Genomic DNA, 19,536 nt, shown 5'->3' with positions numbered 1-19,536 from the left:
TCAGACCGGGCGGTGATGCTTGTAGGGAAGCACTGCTTCCTGAAGGAGGAGCGTCAGCTCGGCGCGATCGCCGTCGTCGAATTTCGGGCCCTTGCCGCGGACGAACGTGTTGCGGATCACCCCGCGCCGGCGGAGAACCTCCTTGGTCATGTGCATGCGGAAGATCGCCTGGAAGTTCAGGAGAGGCAGCGAGGCGGAATAGAGCTTGCGCGCCGTGGCGATATCGCCTTCCCGCCAGGATTTCATCATCATGGCATGAATGTCGGCGAGCTCGCAGGCCGGCATGGTGCCGGCCGCGCCGCGGGCCATCTCATCCATCACATAGCGCCCGCCGGCACCGCCGAAGATCGCGTCGACGGAGCTGCCGGCCGCGTTCTTGATGCGCGTGAGATGCTGGCCGCAGGGAGGCGTTTCCTCCTTGATGTAGCGGATCATCTCGACGGCGGAGGCCACGGCCGCCACCTCTTCCGGCGTCAACCCGGCGCCGATGGGCTTGGGCTGGTTCTGCAGCATGATCGGCACGCCGGCATCCGCGGCGACCTGCTGGAAATACTCGGTCTGGGCTTCGATCGAGTTGCCGAGATGCCCGGGCGCCATTACCATCGCCGCAGCGGCGCCGATACGAGCCGCATGAGCGACGTGTCGGGCGGCGATGACGGGATCGGGATCGCTCGCGCCGATGATGATCGGGATCTGGCTTCCGATCTCCTTTGCGAGCAGATCGACCTGGCTCCGACGCTCCTCTTCGCTCAGGGTATCCACCTCGCTCGCCACACCGGGATAGACGACGCCGTCGACGGCGCTCTCGCGGGCAAAGCGGATGATGGCGATGAAGTCGGTCTCGTCGATGGCCCCGTTGGAGCGGAAGGGGGTCGGAAGCACCGGAAATGCACCGGAAAGCGGGGTCTTCATTTAACAGCTCCTGCCGTAACGCCTTGAATGAAATATCGCTGGAGGAAGAGGAAAGCGGCAACGATGGGGGCAGATGCTAAGAGCGAAGCGGCCATGGCGCCACCCCAATCCGAGTTGACCTCGTTCAGATAGGTGAGGAGCAGGCCTGGCCCGATGGTGCGCTTGTCGTCGGAGACGATGAGCGTCATCGAGTAGAGAAGATCGTTCCACGACCACATGAAAGAATACAGGAACACCGTCACGATGGGTGGAATCGAGATCGGGATGACGATGGTGTGGAAGATACGGAGATCGCTCGCCCCATCCGCCCGCGCCGCCTCGATCAGCTCGTCCGGCACCTGCGAGAAATAGCTGTAGAGCATATAGGTGGAAACCGGCAGCGCGAAGACGATGTAGCTCAGGATCAGGCCGATCCTTGTATCGAGAAGGCCGACCTCGCTCATCAGCGGATAGATGCTGATCAGAAGCAGCCCGAACGGGAACATCTGAGCGGAGAGCATGAAGAGCATCACCGGCTGGCGGCCCGTGAAGCGGTATTTCGCGAAGCTGTAGCCGGCATAGAGCGCAAGCAGCGTGTTGAGCGCGGCGCTCGACCCCGATGCGATCAGGCTGTTGACGAGATACATGGGCAGCTTGCCCGTCGTCAGCGCGTTGATGAAATGCGTCAGCGTCGGCGCCAGCGGGAACGGCGTCGGGATGATGCTGTAGAGCTCACCATTCGATTTCACCGAGGAGATCACCAGCCAGTATAGCGGGAAGAACAGGAAGAGGCCGATCAGCGCGAGCAGCAGGCCGAAGACCACCTTGGAGACGGTGCTGGACAGATCGAACATGTCAGGCGCCTTTCACCAGCATGCGCAGATACAGGAAGGCGGGCGGCAGCAGGGTTGCGACCCAGAGCACGCCGATGGCGGAGGCAAAGCCGATATCCCATTGCTCGAAGGCACGGCGATAGACCTCGACCGAAAGAACGGCGGTGGCGCGGACAGGGCCGCCGCCCGTCAGGGCATAGATCGTATCGAATTGCTGCAGGTTGCCGATGACGCCGAGAACCACGACGACGATGAGGACGGGGCGAAGGTGCGGCAGCACATGATCGCGCAGGATGGCCCAGTTGTTGGCGCCGTCGACGCGGGCCGCATCGACCTGCTCGCGGTCCATGTTCTGCAAGCCCGCCAGGAAGAAGGCCATGAAGAGCGGGATCGACAGCCAGATCTTGGTGATGATCACGGCGATCATGGCACCGGTCGATGTGGATAGCCACGCCTGCGGCATGTCGATGAAGCCGAGCTCCAGGAGGAGCGCATTCAGCACGCCGTAGCGGCTGTTGAAGATCCAGCCCCAGATGAAGGCGCTCACGGTGCTCGGCAGAACCCACGGCAGCAGCGACATTGAGCGCAACAGGCCGCGGCCGCGGAAGGGCTGGTTGAGAATGAGCGCCCAGCCGAGGCCCAGGACGAGCGTTCCGGTCGTCGTGAAGAACACGTAGATCGCCGTGGTGACGAAGGCCTGCCAGACATCCGGCGTCGCGCCGATCCTGACGAAATTGCCCAGGCCATAGAACCGCGGTGCCGGCGTCTCGAGCGTGTACTCGAAAAGCGAGAGGGCGAGCGCCTGCAGGAACGGGTAGAGGATGACGAGGCTGAAGGCGACGGCCGCCGGCAGCAGCAGCAGCATGCCGATGCGGCGCTGGCCGGCCTTGAGCCCGCCGCGCACCGCGTGCGGGGAAATCCTGGCCGATGAGGGGGCTGTCGTGATCTCGGCGGCAAGACTCATGGGATCATCATCTGCAATGGGGAAAATGCCTACGGGTTTCGGCTGGCTGCGCATGAGAGCGCAGCCAGCCGATGGGATCAGTTCTGCTTGTTGACGTTCGCCATCGACATCTCGAGGCGCTTCTGCATCGCCTGGATCGCATCGTCGGCGCTCTTCTGGCCGAGCAATGCGCCCTGCACTTCCTCACCGATGATCTGCGTCAGCTCGGCGGCGTTCGGCCAGATGCCGACTTCGTTGCGGCGCGGATTGCCGGCGGCCTTGGCCCAGGCTGCGAGGAACGAGTCGCCCGTCACCTTCGGATCGGCACGCCCCGACTTGGTGACCGGCAGAGCGCTCTGCTCGAGCGGGAAAGTGGCCTGCGCCGCATCGGAGGTCAGATAGGAGATGAACTTGCTCGCGGGTGCCTCGGCATTGGCCTTGCCGTCAGCCGCGAACTGGACCAGCAAGTGTCCCCACTGGATCGAAGCAGGCTCTTTTCCCGCCGCCGTCACCGGGGTCGGCATCGGCAGAACGTTGGCATCGAAGGCAGCGCCCTGGCCCGAGAAGCTGCGCAGATGCGTCCGGGCCTGCGGCGCGTCGAAGAAGAAGGCGGAGGCGTTCTGCGCCACGAGACGGCGGGCGTCGGGACGGTCGATCTCGGGAGCCGCGAGGCGGTCCTTCATCAGGCCGACCATGAAGCCGAGCGCCTTTTTGCCAGCATCGCCGTTGCCGACCTTCACCTTGCCCTGCTCGTCGATGATCTCGCCGCCGAAGGTCCAGTTCCAGATCATGAAATCGAGCAGGATGGAGCCGTTGTTCTTGGTCGCCATGGTGTAAGGCACCGAGTTCGGCACCTTGTCGCGCACTGCGATCAGCGCCGTGCGGAACTCGTCGACGCTCGTCGGCAGCTTCGTGATGCCGGCCTTCTCCAGCACCGCCTTGTTGCCGATGAGGCCGATGGAGCCGGAAATCAGCGGCAGGGCATTTTGCTTGGAGCCGATCTGCCCCATGGCGAGCGCATCCGGCGCGAAGATCGAAGCGAGCTTGTCCTTGCCGTAGACCTCGTTTAGATCGACGAGACCGGCAACATTGGCGAAGCTCGGAAGCCAGCGCTCGGAAAGCTGTGCCACGCTCGGCAATGTCTTGGAGCGTGCGCGCAGGAAGATGTTCTTCTGCATGTCGCCCCAGGCATAACCCAGCGGCTCGACGGTGAGCTTGGTCTGGGCCTCGAAGCCCTTGAGCAGCGCTTCGACGGAAGGCTTGGCGGCTTCCTCGGCATAGCTGAAGCTCATGAAGCTGACATCGGCGGCCTGCGCGGCCTGGCCTGTCAGGCCGAGCCCTGCCGCAATCACGACGGCGGATGCCATCGACTTGAAGTTTTTCATCGTTTGTCCTCCCGATACGGAGCCTAAGCTCCATATTCCCGCGCACGCTTTTTCCCTTGAGGGCGGCCGTGCGCTACACCACCCCTCCGTCGACGATGAAGGTCTGCGCGGTCACGAGACGTGAGTCGTCGGCAGCAAGCCAGAGAGCCATCCGGGCGATGTCCGGCGGCAGAAGATGTTCCTTGAGGCACTGCACCTCGAGATATTCGGCGAACTTGCCCTGGTAGATGCGCTTGGCGCGCTCCACCTGGCGCTCGGTGAGAACCCAGCCGGGCGCTATGGAATTGACGCGGATGTTGCGCTCGCCGAGCTCGCGCGCCAGCGACTTGGTCATGCCCATCACCGCCGATTTCGCCGTGGTGTAGAAGATGAGCCCGGCGGCGCCGCGCATCCACGAGATCGAGCCCATATTGATGATGGAACCGCCGCCTGCCTGGGCCATGCCGCCGATCACGGATTGCACGGCGAAGAACTGGTGACGCAGATTGGTCTGGAAGCGCTCGTCCCAGTAATCCGGCGTCACGCCCTCGATCGGCATCCGGTCGTCGTTGCCGGCATTGTTGACCAGAACCCGAACCGTTCCGATCATCTCCGAGAGCGCGCCGATCGCAGAGCGGAGCGCACCGATGTCGCGCAGGTCCACCGCTTCGTAATGCGGCCGGTTGCCGGTTTTGGCTTCGATGTGCCTGGCAGTTTCTTCCGCATAATCCGGGTTGAGCTCGATGAAGCCGACGCGGGCTCCTTGCGCGCAGAAATGCTCCACGAGCGAGGCACCGATGCCGGATCCGCCGCCCGTGATCAGCACGCCCTTGCCCTTGAGGCTCGGATAGACCGCTCCCTCCACCGATACTCTCGGGATGAGTTCCTGATGCACGCTCATGCCGCGTTCCTCGCCATCGGCTTGGCGGAAACCAGCGTCCGTCCGTCCGCGGAGAACACATGCACCGCATCGGGGTTGACGAACACGCCCACAGGCTCGCCCTGCCGGATCGAGCGCTCGCCGTCGAGGCGGACCACGATCATCTCCTCGGCGCCTTCGAGAGACACATAGGCGTAGGTGTCGCTTCCCAGATGCTCGGTCATGGCGATCCGGCCATCGAGGGCGTTGCTGCTGCCCGGCGCGCGGAGTTCGAGATGCTCGGGACGCACGCCGATCTCGCTCGGTGCCTCGTGCGGCATGGTGTTCAATGTCACCATACCCCCCTGGACCCGGACGCGGCCGCCGTCGTGACGCTCCCCCTGCACGGCGAGGAAGTTCATGCGCGGTGAGCCGATGAAGCCGGCGACGAAGCGGTTGACGGGAGCGTTGTAGAGGTCGAGCGGAGACCCGATCTGCTCCACTTTGCCGGCATTCAGCACGACGATCTTGTCGGCAAGCGTCATGGCCTCGATCTGGTCGTGGGTGACGTAGATCATCGTGGTGCCGAGCCGCTCCTTCATGCGCGCGATCTCGATGCGCATCTCGACCCGGAGCGCGGCATCGAGATTGGACAGGGGCTCGTCGAACAGGAAGATCTGCGGCTCGCGCACGATGGCGCGGCCGATGGCGACGCGCTGGCGCTGTCCGCCGGACAATTGGCGGGGCTTGCGCTTGAGATAATCGGAGATGCGCAGCACCTTCGCGGCCGCCTCGACGCGGCTGCGGATCTCCTCTCTCGGCGTTCCGGCGAGCTTCAGCGCATAGCCCATGTTGTCGGCCACCGACATGTGGGGATAGAGCGCGTAGGACTGGAACACCATCGCGATGCCGCGCTTGGCCGGCGGCACGTCGTTCACCACCTTCCCGTCGATGACCATCTCGCCGGAGGTGATCTCGTCGAGCCCGCAGATCAGGCGCAGGAGCGTGGATTTTCCGCAGCCGGAGGGGCCCACGAAAGCGGTGAACTCGCCGTCTTCGACCACAAGGTCGATTCCCTTCAGGATGTCGACGTTGCCGAAGGATTTGCGGATCTGATGCAGTTCAAGCCTGGCCATGTCGGTCGCGTTACCCTTGCTCTCTATCTCAGCCGCCAAAGACATTTTCGGGCAGTCCCTTGATGCCGGTGTCGATGGCGAAGACGCTGCCGGACATCGGCGCGTCGGCGATCTGTGCGGCGGAGAGCCGGATGCGAGCGGACGTCACGAACAAGGTCTGCAGGTCGGCGCCGCCGAACACGCAGCTCGTCGGGCGCGGCACAGGCAGGTTGATGACGCGCTCCACATGCCCGTCGGGATCGTAGCGCGTGACGCACCAGCCATCCCAATGGGCGCTCCACACGAAGCCTTCCGCGTCGATGGTCAGGCCGTCCGGCTTGCCCTCGCTCTCCGGCACTGTCACGAAGACGCGGCGGTTCTCGATGGCACCCGTTTCGCTGTCGAAGTCGTAGACATAGATCGTCTGCTTCGCGGTGTCCGTGAAGTAGAACAGCCGGTCGTCCGGGCTCCACCCCAAGCCGTTCGACACATGGAAGCCGCGATCCATCTCGTGCACCTTGCCGCCCGGATCGAGCCGCCAGAGCGAGCCCTGGCCCGGCGTCGTATCGATGGCGAGCGTGCCGGCCCACAACCGGCCTTTCCGGTCGCACTTGCCGTCGTTGAAGCGGTTGCCCGGCCGGCTGGTCTCGGGCCTGGCGAGCGTCACGCTTTCGGTCATGGACGGGCTGATCGCCCGCAGCTCGCTCTGCATGCCGGCAACGAAGCCGCCTTCTTGACGCGGAATGAGGAAGCTCGTGAGCTCGGGCATCGCCCAGGACCGGTAGGAACCCTTCGCCGGATCGCCGGCGCAGACCGACGGCGCGAGAATGTCGACGAAATAAAGCTGCTGATCCTGCGCCGACCAATACGGCCCCTCGCCCAGGAAAAGGCTTGCCGGAATGGCGCAACGCACATCCCCCCGGTCGGGCCCGAGCGGACGCGGGTTGATATTCAGCGACATTGCCACCTCGCCAATATTTCCGGAAATCCGCCGGGCTGCCTCAATGACGTCGCGCCCGAGAGCGTGCAGGCGCTCCGGCGGCAAGCGGAAGGATGGACCGATGACGCCAATGGCGCCGAGGGGCTTGGCCTCATGATCTAAAATAGGAGCAGCCACCGAGCTGATGCCGACATTCTGCTCGTCGATGGAGACGGCATAGCCGCGGGCTTTGGTGAGATCGAGCTGGCTGATCAGCTCGCCGAAATCCGCAATCGTGTGCGGCGTCAGGCGCGCGAGTTCCGCATCGCCGAGAAGCTTGCGGCGCATCTCGAGCGAGAGATGCGCCAGGATCGCCTTGCCGAGGCCGCTTGCATAGGGCTTGGCCCGGCTTCCCACCCCGTTGCCGAGGCGCACGGGCTGCGGCACCTCGCGCTGGTCGATGTAGAGGATCTCGTCCCCGTCGAGGATGCCGAGACGAACCGTCTCGCCCGTGAGATCGCGCAGCCGCTCCAGCTCGGGCTCGGCCGCGCCGCGCAGATCGAAATCGTCCCAGACCCGGTGCGCCCATTGGAACAGGCGGGAGCCGAGCCGGTAGGTCTGGTCGCGCCCGTCGAGCTTGAGAAGCCGCTCGTCGACCAGCGCCTGGAGAATGCGGTGCAGCGTGCCCTTCGGCATGCCGGAGCCGTCGAGCAGATCTGTGAAGCGCGGCGGCGTGGCAGCCGAGGCGACGAGATCCAGAAGCTGGACGCCCCGCGTCAGCGCCTGCACGCCCGGCACAGGCCCGGAGGCGCCGGATTCGGCCTCCTCGTCGATTTTCAGCTCTGCCTGCGTGCGCGCCATCGAAGCTCCGTCCAAAGGATGATCCGGTTGCCAGATTGACCCTTCATGATGGCTGCGATTATGTTGGAACTCAGTTCCAAGTCAACCCGCCTTTGGTTGAAGAGGCTTTCAGCGATGAAAATTACGGCCATCCACCACACCCTCGTGCGGGTCCCGTTCACGGAAGATATTCTCTGGGGATCCGGCCGGAGGATCGGGACCACGCGGCTGATCTGCCGCATCGACACCGATGCCGGCATCGTGGGCTGGGGCGAGACGATCTCGCTCATTGCAGCCGTCCCGGCGGTTTTCTCGGACATCGTCGCCAAGGTCGGGCTCGGCTATCCGGTGGCGGATGTGGAGCGCCTGCACCGCCATGTTCTGGGCGCCGGCTATTATCACCACAAGCGGGCTGCGGTGATGGCGATCGCGGCGCTCGAGATGGCCATGTGGGACGCCCTCGGCAAGCAGGCAAAGCTGCCCCTGTCGAGCCTCTGGGGCGGGCGCTGGCGCAAGGATGTGGAAGCCGCCGCCTATCTCTTCACAAAGGATACGAAGCAGCTGAAAGAACGGATCGGCCGCTTCCTCGATGCGGGCTACGAGACCTTCAAGGTCAAGATCGGCTTCGACGAGCCGAGCGACATCCTGCTGGCGGAAGCCTCCCGCGAAGCCATCGGCGCACGGGCGCTACGCCTCGACGTGAACGGCGCCTGGACCCCCGGCACCGCCAAGCGGCAAATGGAGCGGCTGCGCGGATTCGATCCGGCCTATGTCGAGCAGCCGCTCGAGCTCGACGACCTGGCCGGCCACGCGCTCCTGCGCCAATCCAGCTCGATCCCGATCGCTCTCGACGAGAGCGCCTACACCCTGTCCGACATCGGCAACATCGTGCGCGCCAATGCGGCCGATGTGGTGCTGCTCGATCCGCACGAGGAGGGCGGGTTGTGGCAGACGATCAAGGCTGCCGCCATCTGCGAAGCCGTCGGCATTCCCGTCACCCTGCATTCCGGCGCGGAACTCGCCCTGTCTCAGGCGGCTTACATCCACCTCGCCGCATCGATCCCCAACATGTCGCTCGCCATCGACACCGAGCGCGCCTATCTCGGAGGCGACATCTCCCCAGCCCCGCCCGCCATGCTCTCCGGACGCTTCCAGGTGCCGGACGCGCCCGGCCTCGGCGTCGAGGTCGATGAGGACGCCGTGCGGCGCTACGCCGTCGACGGCATCGTCGGCGCCTATCTCGACAGCGAGCGGCAGGACTGGTTCCCCGTCAAGCCGGCCTATTGAAGGAGTTGAGTGTGATTCTTGCCATCGAATGGACGTCCGCAGCCTTTCACGCCTTCCTTTTCGAAGAGGACGGAACGCTGATCGACCAGCGTCAGCAGGCGCGAGGCGTCAACCACGTCACGGACGGAGCTTTTGAGGCTGCGCTGAGGGAGATGGCCGGCGACTGGGCGGCTCAAGCGAGCCGCGTCTATCTCGCCGGCATGATCACCAGCCGCAACGGTTGGGTCGAGACGCCTTATGCGGAAGCGCCCGCTTCGCTGCAGGACATCCTGGCTCGAGCCATCACCAAAACCGTCGAGGGTTTGGCGCCTCTGGTCTTCCTGCCCGGCGTGTCGGTGCAACACCCGCTTCCCGACATGATGCGCGGCGAAGAACTCAAGATCATCGGCGCCATGAGCCAGAGAAGCGGCGTCGTCGCGCTGCCCGGCGCGCACACCAAATGGGCGATGGTCGAGAACGGAGCCATCGAGCGATTCGCCACATACATGACGGGCGAGATCGCGGCGCTGCTCAAGGCGAATTCTCTCGTCGGGCGCTTCATCCCAACCCATTCCGCAGACAACCCCGAGGCATTTCTCCGTGGCGTGAGGCTCGCCTGGGACCGCAGCATCGGCGGCAACGTTCTGCGTCGGATTTTTTCGGCGCGCAGCATGGTTCTGTTCGACGAACTCGCCCCCGCCGATATCAGCGATTACCTTTCGGGCCTGCTGATCGGCGCAGAGATCGACGAGGCGCTCCAGGAATACAGCCCGCCGGATCGACATGTCACCTTGATCGGTCCCCGAGCTCTCTGCCAGCGCTACATGGTGGCGCTTCGTGAAGCGGGCATGACGTCGGCGACGGTGGAGAGCGCGGGCATATCTGCTTTTCAGACCCTTGTTGCGAACCAACGTCAGCTCGAAACCAGCTCATCGACGACATGATGATTGTGCGGCAAGCGCTCGCCGCGCTTGCCGTCCCTTGTCTTGCTTGGGCATTTCTGCTGACGTTAAGATGAAAGGGCAGCCTGCCAGTCTCTGATCGCGCCTATTTGACTCCTGCCTTGCAGACGGGTGCGTTACATCAGGCTCTCCATGAATCGTTGCGTTCGCACATCAACAAGGGGAAGGCCCATGCCCACCAAAGCGACACCGACACCGGGCTCTGCGCTCATCACGCCCGGCGATCACATCCTGATTCTGATCGACTTCCAGTCGCAGATGGCCTTTGCCACGAAATCGATCGATGCGGTGGCCCTGCGCAACAATGCTGCACTGGTCTCCCACGCAGCCGCCGGATTCGGCGTGTCCACCATTCTCACCACCGTGGCGGAGAAGAGCTTCTCCGGACCGATGTTCAGCGAGATCACCGAGCCCTTCCCGGATCAGGCGCTTCTCGACCGGACCTCGATGAACACCTGGGAAGACGCAGCCGTGATCGCGCGTGTCAACGAGATCGGCAAGAGCCGGATCGTCCTCGCCGGACTCTGGACCTCCGTCTGCATCGTCGGCCCGGCGCTGTCGGCTCTCGATCAGGGTTTCGAGGTCTACGTCGTCACCGATGCCTGCGGCGACGTCTCGACGGAAGCGCACGAGCGGGCTGTCGAACGGATGATCCAGGCCGGCGCTCGCCCGATGACATCGCTGCAGTATCTGCTCGAACTCCAGCGCGACTGGGCCCGCTCCGAGACCTACGATCTCACCACCGGCATCGCCAAGAAATACGGCGGCGCCTACGGCCTCGGCATCATCTATGCCAAGACCATGTTCGGCGCCAGCGAAGGCGGACACGCACAGGCGGCCGAGTGAGCCCCGGTTCGGTAGTCGTCCAAATCCGCAATGGCTCCTCAAAGCGTTGCCTCGGAACGCGACGGAAGCCCTCCTCCCCACAAGTCTCGGGCTTGCCCGAGACTTGTCTTTGGTCTTTTGCAAGTCGGAAACATCCGACTTGCGCTGGGGAGGAGTTGGAGGTGGGGGTGTGAGCGATAGCCTATGAAGGTCTGGCGCCAACACCCCCCCTTTGATCCCTCCCCACAAGGGGGAGGGAAAAAGCGCTGGCATTCCATGATGAATTGTCCGCGATTTATGGCCCGACTTTCAGGAGACCGACCATGGCGAGCACACCTGACCGCCGCAGCGTCGTCGGCGGGCTCGGCGCCTTGGCGAGCGGCCTCGCCCTTCCCGATTATCCGAAGGCACAAGCAATGAATGAACCGGCGGATCTGATTCTCTTCAACGGCAAGATTGCGACCCTCAATCGGCAGCAGCCCGATGCCTCGGCCGTCGCCATCCGCGACGGGCGCTTCACTGCCATCGGCAGCGATCATGAGGTCATGCAGCTTGCAGGACCGGAGACCCGCCGCATCGATCTGGAAGGGCGGCGCGCCATCCCGGGCCTGATCGACAGCCACATGCACATCATCCGCGGCGGGCTCAACTACAACATGGAGCTGCGCTGGGACGGCGTGCGCTCGCTCGCCGATGCCATGCGCATGCTGAAAGAGCAGGTCGACCGCACGCCCGCGCCGCAATGGGTGCGCGTGGTCGGCGGCTTCACGGAGCACCAGTTCGCCGAGAAGCGCCTGCCGTCCCTCGACGAGATCAACGCGATTGCGCCTGACACACCCGTCTTCATCCTGCATCTCTACGACCGGGCGCTTTTGAACGGCGCTGCCCTGCGCGCGGTCGGCTACAAGAAGGATACGCCGAACCCACCCGGCGGCGAGATCCAGCGCGACGCGCTGGGCAATCCCACCGGCCTGCTCGTCGCCCGGCCCAATGCGACGATCCTCTACGCGACCCTGGCGAAAGGCCCCAAGCTTCCGCCCGAATATCAGAAGAACTCGTCGCGCCACTTCATGCGCGAGGTCAACCGGCTCGGCGTGACCGGCGTGATCGATGCCGGCGGTGGGTTTCAGAATTATCCGGACGATTACGCGATCATTGAGGAGTTGCATCGCGAAGGACATCTGACGGTGCGGCTCGCCTACAACCTGTTCACCCAGAAGCCGAAGGAGGAGATGAAGGACTTCGAGACCTGGGCGAAGCAGGTCAAGCCGGGCCAGGGCGACGAGCTCTACCGCCACAACGGCGCCGGCGAGATGCTGGTCTACAGTGCAGCGGACTTCGAGGACTTCAAGGTCGAACGGCCTGAGATGCCGCCCTCCATGGAGGGCGACCTCGAGCCCGTCGTGCGCCTGCTCGCCGAGAACCGCTGGCCGTGGCGGCTGCATGCGACCTACAACGAGACCATCACCCGCGCCCTCGACGTGTTCGAGACGGTGAACCGGGACGTGCCGTTCGACGGTCTGCACTGGTTCATCGACCATGCGGAGACCATCGACGAGCGCAACATCGACCGCATCGCGGCGCTCGGCGGCGGCATCGCCGTGCAGCACCGCATGGCCTATCAGGGCGAGGATTTCGTCACCCGCTACGGCAGCCGCGCGGCCGAGCACACGCCTCCGGTCCGGCGCATGCTGGAGGCCGGCGTGCCGGTGGGTGCCGGAACCGATGCGACCCGCGTCGCCTCCTACAACCCCTGGGTCTCGCTCTCCTGGCTCGTCACCAGCAAGACCATGGGCGGATTGACGCTCTATCCGGCCGCCAACCGGCTCGACCGCGAGAGCGCCCTGCGCCTGTGGACCGAGGCGAACACCTGGTTCTCGACGGAAGAAGGCAAGAAGGGCCAGATCAAGGAAGGACAATTCGCCGATCTCGCCGTCCTCTCCGACGACTACTTTTCCGTTCCCGAAGACCGGATCCAGGAGATTACCTCGGTTCTCACGCTGCTCGGCGGCAAGCCCGTGCATGGCGATGGCGCGTTCAAGGATCTCGCGCCGCGCCTGCCCCCGCCCATGCCGGACTGGTCGCCGGTGCGCAGCTTCGGCGGCTATCGGCAGCGCGCGGATCTGAATGCCGAGCGCAAATACGCTTTCGCGGCCGATGCCTGCGGCTGCGCCAGCTCCTGCGGCGTGCACGGTCATGCCCATGCAAGCGCCTGGGGCGGGAGCGCGCCGGCATCGGATGCGCGCAGCTTCTGGGGCGCGCTCGGCTGCTCCTGCTGGGCCTTCTGAGGGGATCATCATGAGCGATGCGGCCGACAGGGCTTCGCCTCCCCCATCCGGTACCTTCACGCCGCTCCACCACCGCCTGTTCGCGGTGCTCTGGGCCGCGACCGTTCTCGGCAACATCGGCACCTTCATGCGCGATGTGGCCTCGGCCTGGATCGCAACCGAGATCTCGACGTCGCCGGCGGCCGTGGCCATGATTCAGGTTGCTGGCACATTGCCAATCTTCCTTCTGGCAATTCCTGCCGGCGTTCTGTCAGACATCCTCGACCGCCGCCGGTATCTCATCGGCATTCAGATCGCGCTCGGCTGCGTGAGCTCGCTCCTCGCCCTTCTCATCTGGACAGGCGACATCTCCATCGAGAACCTCGTCCTCCTCACTTTCCTCGGCGGCGTCGGCGCCGCACTGGCGACTCCGGCATGGCAGGCGATCACGCCGGAACTCGTTCCGCGATCCGACCTGAAGGGGGCCATCGCGCTCAATTCCCTGGGCATCAACATCGCCCGCTCCATCGGGCCGGCCCTGGGAGGCTTCCTGCTCGCAGCTCTCGGTGCTGCGGCCGTCTACGGCATCGACGTTCTCACCTATGTCGTCGTGAGCTTTGCCCTCCTGTGGTGGCGCCGCGCAGCCGATGCCGATGACGGCCTGCGCGAGCAATTCGGGGGAGCGCTCCGCGCCGGTCTGCGCTATGCCCGCGCCAGCAGCGATCTTCACCGAATCCTCTGGCGGGCCGTCATGTTCTTCGCCTTCGCCAGCGCCGTCTGGGCGCTCCTGCCCATCGTGGCCCGGCAGGAGATCGGCGGCGGGCCGGGCTTTTACGGCCTCATGCTCGGCAGCGTCGGCGCCGGCGCCATCGCTGGCGCGATCCTGATGCCGCGTGTCCGAGCCCGGCTCGGGCAGGACGGCCTGGTGCTCGCCGCGACGCTTCTGACCGCCGCATCGACGGCCCTGCTCGCGCTCACGGACTCGGCCGTCATCGGCATCGCGTCGACCTTCGCGCTCGGGATCGCCTGGATCGCCATGCTGACAACCCTCAACAGCACCATGCAGGCGATCCTGCCGAACTGGATCCGGGGCCGTGGCCTAGCAATTTACCTGACGGCGTTCAACGGCGCGATGGCGGCCGGCAGCTTGGGCTGGGGTCTGCTCGCTCAGGGAATCGGGGTGGATATGACCCTGATCTTCGCCGGTCTCGGCCTGGCCGTCGTCGGCGTTCTGGCCCGCCGGGCGCCCTTGCCGAGCGGGGAAGGCGATCTGACGCCGTCGATGCACTGGCCCGAACCGGCCGTGTCCGAGCCGGTGGCGCATGATCGCGGGCCGGTCATGGTGATGGTGACCTACCAGATCCGGCAGGCGGACCGTGAAACCTTCCTCGCGCTCCTCAAACGTCTCTCGGAGGAACGGCGGCGGGATGGCGCCTATGCCTGGGGCGTGTCGGAGGATGCGGCGGATCCCGAACACATCGTCGAATGGTTCTTCGTCGAATCCTGGGCCGAACACCTGCGCCAGCACCGGCGCGTCTCGAAGGCGGATGCGGATATCCAGGCCGAGACCCGGCGTTTCCACCAGGGCGATGACGCGCCTGCCGTCCAGCATTTCCTGGCTCTCGCTCCGCGACGAGATGCCTGAATTTGCATTAATGCAATTAAATAGATGCGATCATCGATATTGAATTGCACAATGGAAAAGATCAGGTTCTCGCCATGCGGACCACAGGGGTCCTGGAGACAAAACCATGATCGACACCCGTCTTGCTCCTTACGGCGCCTTCGCCATCCGTGCGGCTCTGGGCGTCATGTTCATCGCCCACGCTTATCTGAAGATCGCCGTGTTCACCGTTCCCGGTTTCGCAGGCTTCCTGACGCAAACCGGCTTTCCCGCCTTTCTCGCCTGGCCGATCATTCTGGCCGAGCTGATCGGCGGCATCGCCATCCTGCTGGGGGTCTATGGCCGCGCCGTATCCGTCGCGCTGCTGCCAGTCCTGCTGGGCGCCGTCCTCGTGCACGCCCCCAACGGCTGGCTGTTCAACGCTCCGAATGGCGGTTGGGAATACCCGGCGTTCCTGGCGGTCGCAGCTCTGGCGCATGTTCTGATCGGCGACGGCGCTTGGGCTTTGAAGCCCGTCACGCTGTCCACGCAGCCTGCCGTCTCGCTCCGCCCCCGGGTCGGATAACGCAACGCAAGAGTTTGGAATGGCCGCGCCTTGCTGCGCGGCCATTCCTGTTTCTCCGGAAGGTCGTCGTTAGCGAAACCGGTCCCAGACGAGCGCCGCCAGCGGCATGACGTGGTTTCGCCTGAGCGCGATGATCAGGACCCCGCACAAGGCGATGCTCGTGCCGAGAGCCATCCGGCCGTCGAACTGATCCCCGGTCACCAGAATGCCGAGAACGACGGTCAGCAGGGGATTCATGATGGTGAGAGGGGCGATCAGGTTGGCCGGATACTTGCCGATGAGGCCGTAATAGATCGAGTGGGCGAGCAGGGACACGACCAGAGCGGAGAACAGCAGGGCCGCCACGAAAGCCCAGCCGGCCTCGGTCGCCTTGACGATCTGTCCCGTCTCGAGGCTCAGCGTCAAGGCCGCCAGGGGCACGACGGAGGCCAGCCCGATCCAGGCCTGGAACTGCAGCGGGCGCACACCTCCGATCTGCTTCATCATCACGGCGGCGAGCGATCCCGTGAAGGCCGACCCAAGGATGAGGATCAGCCCGAGCGAGAGAGGAAAGCCGCTGTTCGGGTCCCACATCACGATCACGCCCCCGACGAAGGTCAGCACGATCCCGAGACCGCGCCGCCAGAAGATCCTCTCTCCCAGCATGAAGACCGACAGAAGCGTGGTCATCGGGAGCCCGAGCTGGCTCACGACGGCGGCCGTCGAGGGGCTGGCCGTCTTGATCCCGAGGAAGAACAGGGCAAAGCCGCCGCCGCCCATCAGGAACCCGACCAGAAGGATGCGCCACCGGGGCCTCGGGGCGGGCAGCAGCCAGGGGATCGCGAGGGCCGCCACGATCCCGAACCGGATGGCTGCGTAGAAAAGCGGCGGGATTTCCAGGTCCGACACGACGATCTTGCTGACGACGGTGTGCGCCGCCCAGACAAAGCAGACCAGGAACATCAGGAAGAGATCGCGAAGGGCCATAGCCCTCCCGATTACTGCAACTCTCGGGAGAATCGCAAATGCCGGAACCGGAGGTCTGGTATGACCTCAAAGCCGCCCGTCGCCTCGAAACCCCCGCAGGGTCCGACAGGAAAGAGCCGAAGCGTCGCCGCTCCGGCTCTTCGAATCGGTACTCCTTGCGCGGAAGGCTCACTCCTCGCGGAAGGCCCTGGCCATGTTGTCCGCGACCGGCTTCGTGAGATAGGAGAACACGGTGCGGTATCCGGTCTGGATCAGCCCTTCGACGGGCATTCCCGGAACGAGCTTCAGGGCGCCGAGCCGGTCCCGCTCGCCCTCGGCGAAAGCCACGCGCACCGGGTAGTACTGGACGCCCGAGCGCTGATCCGTGACGAGATCGGCCGCGATCAGGCTCACCCGGCCCTTCAGCTCGGGCGTCGTGCGCTGACTGAAGGCTGACAGGCGCAGCACCGCGTCGAGCCCCGGCTGCAGCTGGTCGATGTCCTGCGGCGAGACCTTCACCTCGATCGAGAGCTCGTCGGACTCAGGCACGACCAGCATCAGCGGCTCACCGGCATTGATGACGCCGCCGACCGTATGGACGATCGACTGATGCACGATGCCGTTCTGCGGGGCGCGGATGTCGATGCGCTTCAGCTGGTCCACGGCCGCGACCCGGCGCTCCACCAGCTCCGCGATCTTGCCCTGAACCTCGCGCAGCTCCTTCGAGACTTCGCTTCTCAGATCTTGGTCGATCTGGATGATCTGCAGCGCAGTCTCGCTGATCTTGCCTTTGGCCTGGGCGACCGTCGAGATCAGCTGCCCACGTTCGCCCCGCAGCCGCGTCTCCTCGCGCTTGAGCGAAGTCACGCGGGTGATCGGCACGAGGTTCTTCTTCCACAGCTGCTCGACGCCGGTCAGCTCGTCCTGGATCAGCTGGATCTCGTCGGCCTTGGCGGAGGCCTGGAGCTTGGTGCCGTCGATCTGCTCCTGCAACTGCGCGATACGCTCCTTGAGCTGCGCCTTCTGGCCCGCCCTCGCCTCGCGGCGGGTCTCGAAGAGATGGCGCTCGCCGCGGATCAGGTTGGCAAGCTCCGGTTCGTCGAGGCGACCGTTCAGGGCAGGCGGAAAGGAAACCCGCTCCATTCCGTCCCGCTCCGCCTCGAGCCGGCCCTGGCGCGCGGCAAGCTCGTCCAGGCTTTTGGAGACCATGGCCAGATTGGCCCGCGCCACCGTCTCGTCGAGGCGGATCACGATGTCGCCGGACCGGACGCGGTCGCCGTCGCGGGCGAGGATGTCGCCGACGACGCCGCCGGTCGGGTGCTGGACCTTCTTGACGTGGCTGTCGACCACGACGGCGCCGGGCGCGACGATCGCACCGGACAATTCCGTGATCGCCGACCAGCCGCCGAGGCCGGCCACGAGGACGAGAGCGGCGGACAGCCCAAGCCGCGTATGGTGGCGGATCGAGCTGCGGGCACTCATGGTGTGTTCGGTCTTCATGACGCGACTCCCAGATCTTCAACCATCTTCAGCGAGTGAACGGCGGACGAACGCTGCTCGGCCGCATTCCGCGCCGGCACCGGCCGCAGCACCTTGCTCAGGACCTCGTCCTTCGGGCCGAAGCTCTGCATGCGCCCCTCGCCCATCACGAGCACAAGGTCGACACCGGCAAGGGCGCTGGGCCGGTGCGCGATCACCACGACGATGCCACCGCGCGCCCTGACATTCATGATCGCGGTCGTGAGCGCCTGCTCGCCGTCGTTGTCGAGATTCGAGTTCGGCTCGTCGAGCACGACCAGGAAGGGATTGCCGTAGAGCGCCCGCGCCAGGGCGATGCGCTGGCGCTGGCCGCCGGACAGAGCCGCTCCGGCCTCGCCGACCTGAGTCTCGTAGCCGTCCGGCAGCTGAAGGATCATCTCGTGGACATTGGCCGCCTTGGCGGCTGCGATCACCGTCTCTGCCTTCGGCTGCGGCTCGAAGCGCGCGATGTTCTGCGCCACGGTTCCCGCGAACAGCTCGACATCCTGCGGCAGATAACCGATGTGGTGCCCGAGATCCTCCGGCAGCCATTGCTCGATCGCGGCGCCGTCGAACCGCACCTTGCCGCGCCAGGTCGGCCACACGCCGACGAGCATGCGGGCGAGCGACGACTTGCCGGAGGCGCTCGGGCCGATGATACCCACGCCGCTTCCTGCCTTCAGCTCGAAGGAGACATCCTGGATGACGAATTTCTGCGCACCCGGCGCGCCGACTCCTGCGCTCTCCACCGACAGGACCGCCTGCGGCGCCGGAAGCCGAAGCGGATCCTCGCCGCGGGCATTGGCCTCCAGGAGCGTCTTGAGACGGCGCCAGCCCTGACGGGCGCCGACAAAGCCTTTCCAGTTGCCGATCGCCAGTTCGACCGGGGCCATGGCCCGCGACGTGAGGATGGAAGAGGCGATCATGATGCCGCCCGTCGCCTGGCCGTCGATGACGAGATAGGCGCCGACGGCGAGAACGGCCGATTGCATCAGCATCCGCAGCACCTTCGAGAGGGCGCCGAAGCCGCCCGCCACGTCGGAGGTCTTCTGCTGGAATGCGAGATAGCGGGCATTGGCATCGCCCCAGCGCGTGCCGATCCGCTGCGCCATCCCCATCGCATGAACCACTTCCGCATTGCGGCGCGCGCCGTCGGAGATGCCGTTGCGGACGAGTGCTGCTCCGACGGCCGATTTCGACGCCTCGCGCGTCAGGACCTCGGTCAGCACCGTGATCACGACGAGAAGGCATGCCCCTCCCAACGCAACGACGCCGAGCCAGGGATGAAACGCGAAGCACATGAAGAGATAGAGCGGCATCCACGGCAGATCGAACAGAGCCGACGGCCCGCCGCCGGCGAGAAAGGCGCGGATCTGGTCGAGATCGCGCAGCGGCTGCTGCCCGTCGCCCTCGGCGCGTCCCATGATCGGTGCGCTGAGCTGGCCGTGGAAGATCTGCTGACTCAGATCCTCGTCCAGGGCCGCTCCGACGCGGGCGAAGATGCGGCCGCGGAGCATGTCGAACAGGCCCTGGAAGAGATAGAGCACGACGATGATGACGGAGAGACCGACGAGCGTCGGAATGCTCCTGCTCGGCAGAACCCGGTCATAGACCTCCATCATGAAGATCGAGCCGGACAGGTAGAGCAGGTTGATCAGGCCGCTGAGCACGGCGACGCCCAGGAGGGCACCGCGACAGGAGGCCATGATGCTGAAGCTTTTCTTGGGGGAGCGGGCCATGGACGTTGCCTCGAAAGGTTGCGGCGCTTTGGACAAGCGCCGCGTTTCTGCTGTCTGGGAT

The 19,536-nt window shown here is 65.1% G+C and carries 16 protein-coding genes; 6 read left to right on the top strand and 10 right to left on the bottom strand.

Annotation, left to right across the window (positions count from 1 at the left end):
- From BB934_RS16375 to BB934_RS16345, 7 genes are all read right to left on the bottom strand, one after another.
- Positions 1–912, bottom strand: a complete 912-nt coding sequence (locus tag BB934_RS16375) for a dihydrodipicolinate synthase family protein (protein ID WP_099510592.1) — start codon at positions 910–912, stop codon at positions 1–3.
- Positions 909–1,745, bottom strand: a complete 837-nt coding sequence (locus BB934_RS16370) for a carbohydrate ABC transporter permease (RefSeq protein ID WP_099510591.1) — start codon at positions 1,743–1,745, stop codon at positions 909–911. Before BB934_RS16370 ends, BB934_RS16375 begins: the two co-directional genes overlap by 4 nt.
- Position 1,746: 1 nt before the next feature.
- Positions 1,747–2,688 (bottom strand): carbohydrate ABC transporter permease, encoded by a 942-nt coding sequence (locus BB934_RS16365; RefSeq protein WP_157934206.1) that lies wholly within the window; start codon positions 2,686–2,688, stop codon positions 1,747–1,749.
- A gap of 77 nt (positions 2,689–2,765) precedes the next feature.
- Entirely contained in the window at positions 2,766–4,052 is a 1,287-nt protein-coding gene (locus BB934_RS16360) for an ABC transporter substrate-binding protein (RefSeq protein ID WP_099510589.1), read from the bottom strand.
- Between the two features lie 73 nt (positions 4,053–4,125).
- On the bottom strand, positions 4,126–4,932 hold the full coding sequence (locus tag BB934_RS16355; RefSeq protein ID WP_099510588.1) for an SDR family NAD(P)-dependent oxidoreductase: 807 nt from the start codon (positions 4,930–4,932) through the stop codon (positions 4,126–4,128).
- A complete protein-coding gene (locus tag BB934_RS16350) occupies positions 4,929–6,026 on the bottom strand; it encodes an ABC transporter ATP-binding protein (RefSeq protein WP_099510587.1) in 1,098 nt (365 codons plus the stop codon). Before BB934_RS16350 ends, BB934_RS16355 begins: the two co-directional genes overlap by 4 nt.
- 28 nt (positions 6,027–6,054) lie before the next feature.
- A complete protein-coding gene (locus BB934_RS16345) occupies positions 6,055–7,785 on the bottom strand; it encodes an SMP-30/gluconolactonase/LRE family protein (protein WP_099510586.1) in 1,731 nt (576 codons plus the stop codon).
- A gap of 114 nt (positions 7,786–7,899) precedes the next feature.
- Here BB934_RS16345 and BB934_RS16340 point away from each other — a divergent pair, with 114 nt between their 5' ends.
- From BB934_RS16340 to BB934_RS16315, 6 genes are all read left to right on the top strand, one after another.
- Positions 7,900–9,051: a mandelate racemase/muconate lactonizing enzyme family protein gene (locus BB934_RS16340; RefSeq protein ID WP_162299169.1), complete on the top strand. Its 1,152-nt coding sequence runs from the start codon at positions 7,900–7,902 to the stop codon at positions 9,049–9,051.
- Positions 9,052–9,062: 11 nt separating this feature from the next.
- A complete protein-coding gene (locus BB934_RS16335; protein WP_157934205.1) occupies positions 9,063–9,974 on the top strand; it encodes a 2-dehydro-3-deoxygalactonokinase in 912 nt (303 codons plus the stop codon).
- Between the two features lie 189 nt (positions 9,975–10,163).
- On the top strand, positions 10,164–10,838 hold the full coding sequence (locus tag BB934_RS16330; protein ID WP_099510583.1) for a hydrolase: 675 nt from the start codon (positions 10,164–10,166) through the stop codon (positions 10,836–10,838).
- Between the two features lie 302 nt (positions 10,839–11,140).
- On the top strand, positions 11,141–13,105 hold the full coding sequence (locus BB934_RS16325; protein ID WP_173909461.1) for an amidohydrolase: 1,965 nt from the start codon (positions 11,141–11,143) through the stop codon (positions 13,103–13,105).
- 10 nt (positions 13,106–13,115) lie between these two features.
- Positions 13,116–14,729 (top strand): MFS transporter, encoded by a 1,614-nt coding sequence (locus tag BB934_RS16320; protein WP_099510582.1) that lies wholly within the window; start codon positions 13,116–13,118, stop codon positions 14,727–14,729.
- Between the two features lie 106 nt (positions 14,730–14,835).
- Positions 14,836–15,273 carry a DoxX family protein gene (locus tag BB934_RS16315; RefSeq protein ID WP_099510581.1) on the top strand — a complete coding sequence of 146 codons (438 nt, stop codon included), beginning with the start codon at positions 14,836–14,838 and terminating at the stop codon, positions 15,271–15,273.
- A 69-nt stretch (positions 15,274–15,342) separates the two neighbouring features.
- Here BB934_RS16315 and BB934_RS16310 read toward each other — a convergent pair whose 3' ends face one another.
- From BB934_RS16310 to BB934_RS16300, 3 genes are all read right to left on the bottom strand, one after another.
- A complete protein-coding gene (locus BB934_RS16310) occupies positions 15,343–16,239 on the bottom strand; it encodes a DMT family transporter (RefSeq protein WP_099510580.1) in 897 nt (298 codons plus the stop codon).
- A gap of 168 nt (positions 16,240–16,407) precedes the next feature.
- Positions 16,408–17,718 (bottom strand): HlyD family type I secretion periplasmic adaptor subunit, encoded by a 1,311-nt coding sequence (locus BB934_RS16305; RefSeq protein ID WP_099510579.1) that lies wholly within the window; start codon positions 17,716–17,718, stop codon positions 16,408–16,410.
- Positions 17,715–19,475: a type I secretion system permease/ATPase gene (locus BB934_RS16300; protein WP_099510578.1), complete on the bottom strand. Its 1,761-nt coding sequence runs from the start codon at positions 19,473–19,475 to the stop codon at positions 17,715–17,717. The genes BB934_RS16305 and BB934_RS16300 overlap by 4 nt, the downstream gene beginning before the upstream one ends.
- Between the last annotated feature and the right edge of the window lie 61 nt (positions 19,476–19,536).

The sequence above is a fragment of the Microvirga ossetica genome (genome assembly GCF_002741015.1).
Taxonomy (GTDB): Bacteria; Pseudomonadota; Alphaproteobacteria; order Rhizobiales; family Beijerinckiaceae; genus Microvirga; species Microvirga ossetica.
Note: the sequence above shows the minus strand (reverse complement) of the source record. Positions and strands in the feature narration are given on the sequence as shown.